The sequence below is a fragment of the Paraburkholderia fynbosensis genome (assembly GCF_902859935.1).
Classification (GTDB): domain Bacteria; phylum Pseudomonadota; class Gammaproteobacteria; order Burkholderiales; family Burkholderiaceae; genus Paraburkholderia; species Paraburkholderia fynbosensis.
The window spans coordinates 105,555-117,612 of sequence record NZ_CADIKI010000024.1; the positions used below are offsets into that span (position 1 = coordinate 105,555).

The 12,058-nt window shown below is 61.0% G+C and carries 11 protein-coding genes and 3 pseudogenes; 9 read left to right on the forward strand and 5 right to left on the reverse strand.

Going from position 1 to position 12,058, the window contains the following annotated elements:
- The first annotated feature begins 50 nt into the window (after nt 1-50).
- From HV770_RS31290 to HV770_RS31315, 6 genes are all read left to right on the forward strand, one after another.
- The gene (locus HV770_RS31290; RefSeq protein WP_175165379.1) at nt 51-410 is read left to right on the forward strand and encodes an NIPSNAP family protein; all 360 of its coding nucleotides are present in this window, start codon (nt 51-53) and stop codon (nt 408-410) included.
- Nucleotides 407-1,555 (forward strand): M20 aminoacylase family protein, encoded by a 1,149-nt coding sequence (locus HV770_RS31295; RefSeq protein WP_175165380.1) that lies wholly within the window; start codon nt 407-409, stop codon nt 1,553-1,555. The genes HV770_RS31290 and HV770_RS31295 overlap by 4 nt, the downstream gene beginning before the upstream one ends.
- Nucleotides 1,556-2,065: 510 nt before the next feature.
- Nucleotides 2,066-2,293, forward strand: coding sequence for a hypothetical protein (locus HV770_RS31300; protein ID WP_175165381.1), 228 nt, complete (start codon nt 2,066-2,068; stop codon nt 2,291-2,293).
- Between the two features lie 211 nt (nt 2,294-2,504).
- A complete protein-coding gene (locus HV770_RS31305; protein ID WP_175165382.1) occupies nt 2,505-2,894 on the forward strand; it encodes a hypothetical protein in 390 nt (129 codons plus the stop codon).
- Nucleotides 2,895-3,008: 114 nt separating this feature from the next.
- A complete protein-coding gene (fliG, locus tag HV770_RS31310; RefSeq protein ID WP_175165383.1) occupies nt 3,009-4,004 on the forward strand; it encodes a flagellar motor switch protein FliG in 996 nt (331 codons plus the stop codon).
- Nucleotides 3,997-5,547: an EAL domain-containing protein gene (locus tag HV770_RS31315; protein ID WP_175165384.1), complete on the forward strand. Its 1,551-nt coding sequence runs from the start codon at nt 3,997-3,999 to the stop codon at nt 5,545-5,547. Before fliG ends, HV770_RS31315 begins: the two co-directional genes overlap by 8 nt.
- A gap of 151 nt (nt 5,548-5,698) precedes the next feature.
- On the opposite strand, the gene HV770_RS31320 is transcribed toward HV770_RS31315, so the two are convergent.
- Complete coding sequence (locus HV770_RS31320; protein ID WP_175165385.1) at nt 5,699-5,962, reverse strand: hypothetical protein; 264 nt, start codon at nt 5,960-5,962, stop codon at nt 5,699-5,701.
- Between the two features lie 216 nt (nt 5,963-6,178).
- The gene (locus tag HV770_RS31325) at nt 6,179-6,403 is read right to left on the reverse strand and encodes a DUF4158 domain-containing protein (RefSeq protein WP_175165386.1); all 225 of its coding nucleotides are present in this window, start codon (nt 6,401-6,403) and stop codon (nt 6,179-6,181) included.
- Between the two features lie 185 nt (nt 6,404-6,588).
- On the opposite strand from HV770_RS31325, the pseudogene HV770_RS39885 reads away from it, so the two are divergent.
- Nucleotides 6,589-6,906, forward strand: a pseudogene (locus HV770_RS39885) (hybrid sensor histidine kinase/response regulator); the annotation flags it as partial.
- Nucleotides 6,907-7,038: 132 nt separating this feature from the next.
- On the opposite strand, the pseudogene HV770_RS39890 reads toward HV770_RS39885, so the two are convergent.
- The 3 genes and pseudogenes from HV770_RS39890 to HV770_RS31345 form a co-directional block, all read right to left on the reverse strand.
- Nucleotides 7,039-7,687 (reverse strand): annotated as a pseudogene (locus HV770_RS39890) (IS110 family RNA-guided transposase); the annotation flags it as partial.
- A gap of 79 nt (nt 7,688-7,766) precedes the next feature.
- Nucleotides 7,767-8,348: a hypothetical protein gene (locus tag HV770_RS31340; RefSeq protein WP_175165387.1), complete on the reverse strand. Its 582-nt coding sequence runs from the start codon at nt 8,346-8,348 to the stop codon at nt 7,767-7,769.
- A 1-nt stretch (nt 8,349) separates the two neighbouring features.
- On the reverse strand, nt 8,350-9,741 hold the full coding sequence (locus HV770_RS31345; protein WP_425497504.1) for an MFS transporter: 1,392 nt from the start codon (nt 9,739-9,741) through the stop codon (nt 8,350-8,352).
- A gap of 527 nt (nt 9,742-10,268) precedes the next feature.
- On the opposite strand from HV770_RS31345, the gene HV770_RS31350 reads away from it, so the two are divergent.
- Nucleotides 10,269-11,174 carry a LysR family transcriptional regulator gene (locus tag HV770_RS31350; protein WP_246291380.1) on the forward strand — a complete coding sequence of 302 codons (906 nt, stop codon included), beginning with the start codon at nt 10,269-10,271 and terminating at the stop codon, nt 11,172-11,174.
- A 502-nt stretch (nt 11,175-11,676) separates the two neighbouring features.
- Nucleotides 11,677-12,056 (forward strand): annotated as a pseudogene (locus HV770_RS31355) (IS6 family transposase); the annotation flags it as partial.
- Nucleotides 12,057-12,058 lie beyond the last annotated feature (2 nt).

Below are 12,058 nucleotides of genomic sequence, written 5' to 3' on the forward strand. Positions count from 1 at the left end.
GGTTGGCGCCGGTTGCGGCCGCGCCGCCCACTTTCGTTCGAGGATAAATCATGTTGGTCGAAATGCGTACCTACCAGATCACGGCGGGCAAGGTTGGCGAGTTCCTGGCGGTCTACGAGCGCGAAGGGCTCGGCATCATCACCCAGTATGCGCAGCTGCAGGGCTGCTGGACCAAGGAGTCGGGCACGCTGAACTCGGTCGTGTTCTGCTGGGCTTACGACGATTACGCGCACCGCGCCGCGCAGCGCGCGAGGTTGGCGGCGGATCCGCAGTGGCAGGCCTTCACGCCGCGTATCCTGCCTTTCCTGGTGCATCAGGAGTCGGTGTTTCTCGTGCCGACCTCGTTCTGCCCGGAGGCGTCAACGTGCGCGGGGTCAAAAATCGTTGACTTGCCAGCGAGGCAAAAATGATCGATGCCGAACTGATCGCCAGGATGATGTCGTGGCGCCGCCAACTGCACGAACACCCCGAGACCGCTTTCGAGGAAGTGTCGACCTCGGAACTCGTGGCGTCGGTACTGCTCGATCTGGGCTACCAGGTCCACCGGGGGCTTGGCAAGACCGGCGTGGTCGGCACGCTGCGACGCGGCAACGGGCCTGCGCTCGGCCTGCGCGCGGATATGGACGCGTTGCCGATGGGTGAGTTCAATCAGTTCGAGCACTGCTCGCGCAACCCGGGCAAGATGCACGCATGCGGGCACGACGGCCATACGGCGATGTTGCTCGGCGCGGCGGCGCTGCTCGCCCGCGACGACGGCTGGTGCGGCACCTTGAACCTGATTTTCCAGCCGGCCGAGGAAGTCGCCGGTGGCGGCCGCGCGATGATCGAGGACGGCCTGTTCGAGCGCTTCCCGTGCGACGCCGTGTTCGGCCTGCACAATTGGCCGGGGTTGCCGCTTGGTCAGTTCGCGATCAACGATGGCGCGATGATGGCATCGTTCGACACGTTCGAGATTCGCGTCGACGGCAAAGGCTCGCACGCGGCAATGCCGGAGGAAGGGATTGACACGCTGGTGTGTGCAAGCCACATCGTGGTCGCGTTGCAGACGATCGTTAGCCGACGCTTATCGCCGAAGGAAGCGGCGGTCGTCAGCGTCACACAGATTCACGGCGGCGAGGCGTGGAACGTGCTGCCGGACCAGGCGGTGATACGCGGCACGGTGCGCTGTTTCTCGAATGAGATGCAGGCGCGCATCCGCGCGCTGCTCGGCGAGATCAGTACGACGACCGCCCGCGCGCACGGCGCGAAGGCGAGCTTCGAGTACTACGACGGCTATCCGGCGACGATCAACGCGGCACACACGACCGGCATCGCGCTCGCGGCAGCGCGCGCAACGGTGGGTGCCGATGCGGTGACGCTAGGGTGCAAGCCGTCGATGGCGTCCGAGGACTTCGCGTTCATGGCACGCGTGAAGCCGGGCGCGTATATCTGGATGGGTGTCGACGGCGCAAAGCCGAGCGCGCCGCTGCATAACCCGCATTACGACTTTAACGACGAAGCTCTGGCGATTGGGGCCTGTTATTGGGTGAACGTGGTGAAGGGGTTTAAGGGCTGATGTTCACCCACATCTTGCGTCTCGCGCTACGAGTCGGGCAGCCACCATGTCGCGATACCGCGACAGGAGCTACGGCCTCGGCGGCCTCGTCTCGGTCGTGTCACCCAAGTTCTTCCGCCGCGGTCCCGTTGACGTGTGACATGCGAGGGCCTTCGCAGCATTTGCAGCGCTCGAACCGTTTGAACTTCCACAACAGCCGCCCCGTGGCACGTGCGCCGCGAGGTTGGCGCTGTTAAGGTCCACATCAGCTTTTCTGTATACGATTAGATAGGCCGTGCGCACTGTTTGCAACGGAGTAAGCGTTAACACGTATTAAGGTTGCAGTCGACCTTCCGTTAATCGCGCAAAGCGCTAACGTTTGCGCGCAGTTGCGGACGGCTCGTAAGTCGGTCTTATGCGTCCTGTCATAGCGTCATTCCCGTAGCGCGCGGCGCGATAGCGAGGACGTGGCAGGAGGCTCACCGCGTCAGGTCACCACCAGCGTGATAGGCAAGATCAGGGGCACACGCCATGCATAAGAAGTCGATGGACCACGGCCGGAGCGACATCGGGGAACTCGAAAGAGCGGTCAACACGCTTGTCCACCGCCCCGGACTGATCCGCCGCGAATACTGGAGATCGGAAGTCGAGCGTCCGCTGGGACGTACCGACATAACAGCTCGGGACCGGCAGCGACTGCTCGCGTTGCATGACCTGCTTGGGCATGTCATGGAGGAAGGCTGTGCTCATCCCAATTGAACCGCCTGCCTCGGGTTTGAAGACTGATGCGAGCGCCGATCGCGATGACGCGTACGCAGCAGAGGCCGAGCGTAACCCAAAGACGAAGATCCGCACCCGGACGACAGATGTCCTGTCTGCCTTCCCTTCCGCCCCCTGTGCCCTAGCCGCTTCATCCAATGCGGGCACCGCGGCCCTTGTGGCTTGCTGAGAGGCTGATGGAGGCCCGGGAATGAAACGCGCGCAGCCGGACAGGGATGACGCCCGCGTCGCAATGCAGCCCGAACACGCGCGGCTGCTGGCGGACCTCTACATTCTCTCAAGTGCCGCTGCGCAGCTCGGCGGTTATGGGCTAGAAGTGCCCAACTCGCAATGGCGGGCGCTGGTTCAGCAAACGCAGGCAGCAAGGACCGCCGTTGGTACAAATGAAGGCACAGGAGCCAATGACGGCCGCGCCGCACTCGGCCAGTTGATCACAATGTGTGAGGAGATCATCAAACTCTACACGACTGGGGAGCGGTGCGCGCCAGCCATCTGGCGGGAAGTGGAGCGGCTGGGGCGCGATGCGTACGCGTACGTCTCTGCAGGCGTTACGTGTCGAAGGGAACCACTGAGTGACTGATACATGCAGTTCTGGTACTCAGCTCGTCTTTGCAGACGATCGATTTGGTATCGGCGTGACCTGGCTGCTTGCCCGGAGTTTCGTCTTGCGGTATCGGCGGACGGGGTACGCTCGATGAGCGGGAACGGCGTCGTCAAGGCTGCGATGCTGCTGATGGCGCTCGATCCGGACGAGGCAGCCGAGGCCTTCCGCCATTTCGACCCGCGTGAGGTACAGAAGATCAGCACGGCGATGGCAGCGCTGAAGAACGTCGCCCATAGTGACGGCGATTATGCGATCTGCGACTTCATCGCACAGGCGCGAACTCACACCACGCTCTCGCTGGACGCGGACCAGTACATCCCTTCGGTGCTCAACCGCTCACGGGGGGAAGACAGGGCCGGTGCGGTTCTCGACCGCATTTTAGTGGGCGGCGATATTAGCGGTATTGAAGGGCTGAAGTGGATGGACCCGCCCGCCGTCGCGGAACTGATCAGGAACGAGCACCCGCAGAGTATTGCGACGGTGCTCGTGCATTTCGAACCTCAGCGTGCATCCGAGGTTCTGGCATGTTTGACAGAGCGGACCCGCAACGATGCGCTTTTACGTATTGCCACGCTCGACGGCATCCATCCTGCCGCATTACGGGAACTCGACGATTCGCTGAACGAACTCCTTGCGGGCGGCGTCGCCGCCCAACGTCGCCGGATGGGTGGGCCTCGGGTCGCTGCCGAAATCATCAATGATCTGTCGAGCCAGCAGGAAGCCCCGGTGATTGAAAGCGTCCGCGATTACGAGGACCAGCTGGCGCAACAGATCGTCGATGAGATGTTCAACTTCGAAAAGCTGCTCACGCTGGATGACAGCTCAGTCCGGCGGCTGCTGAGCGACATAGACCTGCAGGCGCTCATCGTCGCACTGAAGGTTGGCCCGCAGGAGCTGGTTGAGAAATTCATGCTGAACATGTCACAACGCGCGGCAGCCCTGTTTGCCGAAGACCTGGAAACGCGCGGACAGGTGCGCCTCTCCGAGGTCGAAATGCAACAGCGCGCAATCATGCAGGTGGTGCGACGGCTGGCGGAATCCGGCGAGATAGCGCTGCGCGACAAGCCGGGTGACGCATATGCCTGACCGGCTCGGTCGAACGTCAGCGCGCCTGCCGCTGTTCCTGTGCATCGTCTGCGGCGCGGCGGTCATGCTCGTTGCGATCCTGTTCAGCGAACATCAGGCGGAGATCGCGGTAGCCGACCATGAGCAACTGATCGGTGACGATCTGGTTGAATCGGTTGACCGGCTTCTGGACGACGTCAGTTCGCGACGCCGGAACGACCTTGCGGCGCTCGCTGGCAGACCGTGCAACCAGGTCGAGGCGTCGCTGGCCGAGCTGGAGACCTATCTGCGGTATGTTCGCGCCGTCGCACTGGTGTCCGGCGACCGTCTCTACTGCTCTTCCGCGCTCGGACCCATCGATCTTCCCCTGTCAAAATATCCGCTCGCGGCGGGCCGTAGCGACAGCATCGGTCTTCTCGCCCAGACCCGGTACCAGCCAGGGGTGCCGGTGCTCGTCATATTCAACCGGACCGCCCCCCACACGGGCGTGTTGTCGATCGTTGAAGGAGATTACCTCACGGATGCGCTCGCGCACGGCGTCCGGTACGGCGCGCAGACTGCGTCCATGTCGGTCAGGGATACGGGGCGAATTGATGCCCATGGGGCCTTCGTGCCATCGTCCGGACCCAAGGCCATTTATGCGACCCGCGTCGAGTCGCATAAATGGCCGTTTGCCATCCTGGTGTCGTCCTCCGGGGGTTTCATTTCAGGCATGTACTGGAAGTACAGAATCGCGGGCCTGGCGGCCGGACTGTTGCTTGACTGCCTGATCGCAGCGGCCTACCTGCTCACGTTTGCACCGCGGCGACTGTTGCTCAACGCAGTGCGTCAGGCACTTGGTCGCAACGAGTTCCATGTCGTCTACCAGCCGATTATCGACACTGCCAACCGCGAACTGGTTGGCGTCGAGGCGTTGCTCAGGTGGCAACACCCGAAATGGGGCGCAATAAGTCCGGCCTCATTCATGGAGGAAGTGGAATCCAGCGAAATGCTGGGGCCGGTGACGCAGTTCGTGATGAGGACGGCAGTTGCCGAGATGAGCCAGCGACGGCCAGCAGTCCCGCTACGAATTGCGGTCAATGTCGCGCCGGGCGACCTGGAACGTAGAGGCTTCGTCGCACAGGTCGAAGATTTGATCGCCGGGCTGCCAGCGGGCGTCAGTCTCGTTCTCGAGCTGACCGAACGGTTTCTGCTTGCGGGAAGCACGCGCACGGCAGCGATCTTTAACGCACTGAAGGCCAGAGGGGTCAGCTTTGCGATCGACGATTTTGGCACCCAGCACAGCAACCTGGATTTGCTCGGTCGCTTCGATTTCGATTATGTGAAGATCGACCGGCAGTTCGTAAACCAGGTCGACACCGGCGGCGCCGATCTCATTGCTGCCATGGTTTCTGTTGCGAAGCACTACGGGTTACAGGTCATCGCGGAGGGCGTCGAGACGGAATCCCAGCACGCCGCGCTGCTCGCAGCGGGAGTGCCATTCGCACAAGGGTATCTTTATCAGAGGCCGGTGAGAGCGGAGCAGCTCGTGCAGCGGCGGCATGAAAAAGCGATTACCTCCTGAACCGCGCTCGTGGCGTAGACCGTTTGAGACCAGGAGTGCCAATCAATGTGAGCGAACAGAGGTTGGCTTCACAACGTATGGGCGACCCGGATGGCCGTGAAGGAAGACGGCGACGGTCCGTTCCGATTCAGACCATCGTGCCGTGGGACTTTCACGGCCAGCGTGCGCGAAGTGGAGCAGCTCGGTACCTTGTCATTGACTGCCTTTCCTCGGCTGCGAAGCGCTTCTCGTATTTGTGTTTCGCCTTGGTGAAGAACGAGCCGATCAGGCGATCGCGTGGATTCGGGATTTCATCGGTCGGCGTCGCGGCCGTGTCGCGCAGGATCGCGACCAGCGTGGCGTGACGCCGGTCGGTTTCACATTCCTCGATCTGATAGACGGCGGTCTGTCCGCCTTCGCCCGCCAGACGGAGCAACCGGTTTTGTCTGGCGGCAGGCGGAGTGCGCGGATCGCCTGCAGTCGCTCGACATGGGCCAGCACGGTCTTTGCGCTGGGTTCACCCGGTGATTGTCGCAGCCAGGCCAGCTTGCTAACGGACTACTCGGCAGCAACGACAAAATCTGATCGAGTGAGCGGTCAGCAGCCGCAACACTTCGCGCTGCGCGCGGGTGACCACGGCGGCGCACAGTTTTTAGAGCGCAATTACCGGCGGCAACAGCGATTCGATCAGCACGCGATAGTGCTGTCGGCCGAATTGCGCCATGCGCAGCCTGGCCAGCAGTTCCTGCAGATGTTCGCGGCGCGTCTCGGCACGCGTCGCGTACACGTCCCACACCGCGGGTGTAACGCCCAGTTGTGCTGCGACGATACCGACTGCAGGACAAGTCTCATGGACGGCCGCCGACCGTGATGTCACGCGCGCCTTAGATGCTGGCCCTGTTTGCGAGGGACTCAGCAAACGGGAAATCGCCAGGCGGCTCAACGTCAGTCGAACTCCGGTGCGGCGGTTCGTCGGTCCCGCCGGCGAGGACCCTGAGTCGAGCCTCGACCTATCATCGGAAACCATAAATGCCGGCTGCGGTTGCTCCCAGGTGAAATAACATGAACGCACACCAGACCGAACGCTTGCGCGAACTGTCCACCTATCTGGAACAGACACAGGAAGGTGTGACGCAGCGATGGCTGGCTGCGGTTCGTGCCGACCCCGTGATCAGGCAGGCGGGCAGCCTGACTTCTGAGCAACTTGTCGATCATGTGCCCCGGATCTACAGCGAGGTCTGCCGCGAACTGAAATCTGCAAGAGGCAGAACCGGCGCAGGCGATATCGAGCGCGACGCGCGTCGGCACGGACACTACCGGTGGACACGGGGGTACCGGCTCGACGAACTGGTTCGGGAACTGGACCTGCTTCGAAAGTGCATCCGGGAAGCCACCACGGAGCGTGTCGACGACCCCGATCCCGCCACCGCAATTTTCCACGAAAGCAATTGCAGCCCGCAGTTTGGAACGCCCGACGCAGCCGCCGGTGCGGCACTTCAACGTGGCGTCGGATTCGCCAGCTCGTTGCCAGAGCGTCGATCGCTTCATAAACGAGTGGATGGAGATCTCGATGAAGTGGATGCGTTCTTCGATCGCACGCAGGTGCACAAGGAGTTCGGTCAGCAGCATCCGGCAAAACAAGGTGAGCTCGTCGGCGCTTGCGCGCAACAGTTCCGGCACCGCACGCTTGAACTCTTCCGGTGACCGGCAGACCGCGAAACCGCGTTCGCCAAGAAAGCCGCGCATCTGGTTGATCAGCGCGGTCCGGTGGCGCAGCAGGATGGCACGCATGCGATGCGCCGCCTGAATGTCCTGCTGCTCGACCGATTGGCCGGCACGAAGCGCATGGTGGGCCGGCTCGCGGCCTCGACGATCGCCTCCGCATCGTTGCGATCGCTCTTGTTGTTCGTCTTGACGAACGGCGCGACGTATCGGGGGCTGACTAGCCGGACTTCTGTTCCCAGTGACTGGAAACGCCGGGCCAGTGGTGAGCCGAGCTGCTGGCTTCCATGACGACCAGCCCCGGCTTGAGCGTATGCACGGATTCGAACAGCGAGCCGCGCGAGACCTTCGCTCGATGTTCCACGCGTCCGTGACGATCAGCCCCATGGAGCTGGAAGACCTGTTTGGCGAGATCGATGCCGACAATATCGATTTCCACGATGAACCTCCACACGTCAGCTTGACGTCCCTCAGTGTCTCCCGAAGGGAGGCGTCGGGTCCATCTCATTACAACCCTTTTACGAAGCGACAATGCGGCTTTTGATGGCTCCGCGGGCGACCTCGAGGATGCGCTCCGCGAGATTGGCATCCGACAATGAGCAGGAAATCACCGCTGCTCCGACCAATTCGGAGAGCAGGGACACGGCATGCAAATCCGGCTCTGACCGTCCCAACGTTTGTGTAATATCGGCGATCGAATTAATCGCGCGTAGGACTGCCTTGGAGCGCTTGCGTGCCGTAGCGGACAATCGCGCGATATCGCTCGGATACGCCGATTGCGAGCACCCGTTCTCTCTCGGGTCGCGATGAGGCGCACTCAGGCAGCTGTCAATGTAGTTCACGAGACGTTCAACGGGCCCAAGCTCTCTCGGGTGCGTTTGAAAAATCTCATGGTGCTCGTCGAAGATGCACAGGACCGCTTGCGCAATGAAAGCGTAGTCCGATTCAAAACGTGAGTGGAGATCACTTTGAGGAAGTTCCACTACAACACTTTGGGCCGTGGTGCCGACCTCGTCCAGTGTATGCTGGAGAGCAGCTTCGGACGCTCCATTTCCTGGTCTCTTGCAAGAACAGGACATGTGTTCGGGGGCGTAACGCACGCTATTCTCCGGCAATGTTGCCGCCCATCCCGTCATCCGTACGGTGCGTCGCTAGGCCCCGGCTGGCGTCTGCATGACGCCGGGCCTTGGCCACAAGCACCAGCATCGATGCGGACAGGACGGCAGGCACAGCGACGGCGAGGAAAAGACTCCCGTTCGACAATCCCAAACGAATCAACTCGCCGCCGATCACCGGCCCAACAATCGAACCTATCCGGCCGATGCCAAGGCTCCAGCCAACGCCAGTGGATCGCAGCGATGTGGGATAGTAGGTGGCCGCCAGCGCATTCAGGGCGGGTTGGCCACCAATAATGGTGAATCCCGTGACGCTGACGACGCCCAACAGCATAGCCAGCGACAGTCCCGACTGGCCGATCGCGGCGATCGTGACGGCGGCGACGAGGAAAGCAGGCACGAGGACCTTGAAGAACCCAACGCGATCAATGAGCGGGCCCATCACCACCGTCCCGACGACGCCGCCAAGCTGCAGGACAGTGCCGACCAGTACCGACGTCGCAGTGGACAGCCCAGCGCTCCTGGCGATCGTCGGCAACCAGTTGGACAGGAAGTACAGGTTCAGTAGGTTCATAAAATTGATGACCCATAATAGCAGCGTCGTCTTCGCGCGGCCGTCGCGGAACAGCCCCGCGACGGGTGCCTTGTCCCGAGACATGTGCGCTACCACGAACTGCGTATCGGACGTCACAACCAATGTCGGATCGATGCAGTGAAGGGCCTGCGCCACGCGCTCGAATCTGACGCCGCGCATGACCGAAAACACCATCGATTCGGGCATATACAGTGCCATGAGAACCGTGAGGATGAGCGGCACGATACCTCCGAGGATGAAAACTGACTGCCATCCCAGAGCAGGAATCAACGCCGCCGATATGAGTCCTCCGAGCACCGCACCGATCGTAAAACCGCACGACACCCACATCATCAGCGTGACGCGTTTTCGCTTTTGGCTGAACTCCGCGGCCAATGCCATCGCATTTGGCATAATGGCTCCCAGGCCAAGGCCTGTCACGAACCGGATCGCGAGCAGTTCACTCATCGTTCGCACCTGCGAAGTCGCTAGCGTACAAAGCGCGAATGCGAGCGTGGCACCGATCAATACCGGGCGCCGGCCAAGCTTGTCGGCAACGACACTCAGCGAGAGCGAGCCCAGCAGCATGCCGAGCAGGCCTGCACCGAATATGGGTCCGAATGCGGCCTTGTTAACGCCCCACGCTTGTATGATGGCGGGCGCGACAAAACCCATCGCTTGGACGTCAAACCCGTCAATAACGACGGTCAGGCCAACGAGTATCAATATCGCGATTTGAAAGCGGCTCAGCGGGCTGGCATCGATTACGGCTGGAATGTCTACGACTCCTTGCGGCATGTTCATTGAAACATCTCCTGAAAGCATTGTTGGAATAAACGAGGCGGCCCCGCGCGGGGCGCACTGCGAAGGCGACCACCGCTTGCGCATCATGGCCGTCCTCTCTTACGTGGCATGTATGCGCTACATGCGAAGTCGGCTATCGGCAGCGCGCCGAGCCTCGCAATGGCCTTGAAGACGTGATTGAACTGATTGCTATAGCTGGCGGCACTGGAGTGCCAGAACGCATTGAACATGAGCACCGCCGGCGCGACGAAAAAAACCAGTGAGGACGATAACCGGCGCATACGCCAGCCGAGCGTGAGCACGACGCGACGCGTGCGCCCGCTTCATCGTTGCTGACGTGATGCATTCCGGTCGCCCTAACTGTAGGAGCCGAGGCCGCCCATAGGAAGATGTTGACTGGCATTTCATTTGTGCCCGTGGGGCACAGACCGTTCGAAGAGTGTATGCTTCCAAGCGATATCAACCTGTCTCTGTAAGCCGATTCGAGATTGATGAGGACCTCCAAGTCTGAGCCAGGAGTGAGCCGTATGAAAGATTCCGGCCGAGATCGGATGAGTTCTGTTGAATTTTTCTGTGCTGCAGCGAAGGCGCAAAGCTTCACTGCGGCGGCAGCGGCCTCAGGCGTCACTCCCTCGGCCATCAGCAAGGCTGTTGGGCGACTGGAAAATTGGCTCGGGCTCAAGCTCTTTGAGCGCACAACGCGAGCGATCCGGCTTACGGACGATGGTCTTGCCTACTACCGCGCATGCCGGCAGGCCTTGGAGGATATTCAGGAAGCGGAAAACGCGTTGACACGGCACGGTATGCCGCGCGGGGAATTACGGATAAGCCTGCCATACAGCTATGGCATCAAGCGGGTGATTCCGCTGATTCCGAGATATGTCGAGCGTTATATGGGGCAGGTGAAGGTCGTCGTGTCGCTGAGCAACTCCCGGGTTGACTTCGTGAAGGAGGACTTCGACATGGCCATCCGTTTAGGCCACGTCGCGGATTCGCGGTTGGTCGCTCGCGCCTTGCACAAAGCACAACTTCGAGTCGTCGCATCGCCAGGATACCTGCATCGGCATCCGAGGCCGACTCGGCCGGAAACCTTGCATGAACACTCCTGCCTCGGCCTCATGCCCGACAGCGGTCGACTGACACCTTGGTCCTTTGCCGAGAACGCGGGCACAGCGTATGAAGTCTTCATTCGCCCCACGATCGCGTTCGATCATCCGCTCGCGGTGCTGACTGGTTCACTCAATGATGGGGGTATCGCGCAGCTATTCGATTTCACGGTCGAAGACGATCTGCGCAGCGGTCGTCTGGTGGAGTTTTTGGCGGACTTTCGTCCTCCGCCGCAACCGGTTTACGCTGTATATCCGAGCAACCGGCATCTGCCAGCCAAAGTGCGCACGTTCGCAGATTTCCTTTTCGAAACGTCGCACAACTAACGGCAGATGGTTGCGCGTTTCGAGCAGGGTCGGCGCAGCGCGGTTGCACAAGCCCATGGGAAGGAATCGCGGCGGCTAGGCGTACGATGCGACCATGTGTGTCGTTGTGACACGGTATCGGCACGGTGCGGGCGAGCGTGACCATGGCGCGATGGCCGACGATGAAACAAAGGTCTCGAAGCAAGTGATCACCGTCATTCAGTTCACGGTATGACCAGTCCAATCACTACATCTGCAGATGGTTCGGGGCTGCACCGGAATATTCCGCGACCTCCGTTTATGCTGGACGGTTTCAAGTCGGAAATGCAATACCGGGTTCAACGAGCACGACCGTGTCAACCATTGTGCGTTGGCTTGCCGGGATTCGGCTCGCGCTCGAAGTCGAACATGTTATCGAGCGAATTTGCATACCGGTCGACGAATCCCGTACCTGCCGGAGGGGCTCTGTCGCAGTAAGCGTCGGGTATCATGCGCCTGATAATACGAACGATGGGGGCGCTTGATGACGACTCTGAATCCAGCCTTGGCACGAGTGCTCAAGCGTTTGCACTATCCGCTCGACGTGATTCTGACGTGTGTCCGCTGGTATGTGGCGTATCCGCTGAGCCTTCGACACCTGGAAGAGATGATGGCGGAGCGCGCAATCTCAGTCGACCATCCAACTGTGCACCGCTGGGCCATCAAGGTGTTGCCGGTACTGGAGAAGACCTTTCGTCGCCACAAGAAAGCCGTCGGTCGGAGCTGGCGAATGGACGAAACGTATATCAAGGTCCGAGGCCAGTGGAAGTATTTGTACCGCGCAGTCGACAAGGAGGGTAACACGGGGATTTTCTGCTGCGTGCCCATCGTGTCGCATCCTCGAGTCACCTCAAGATTCGGAAATT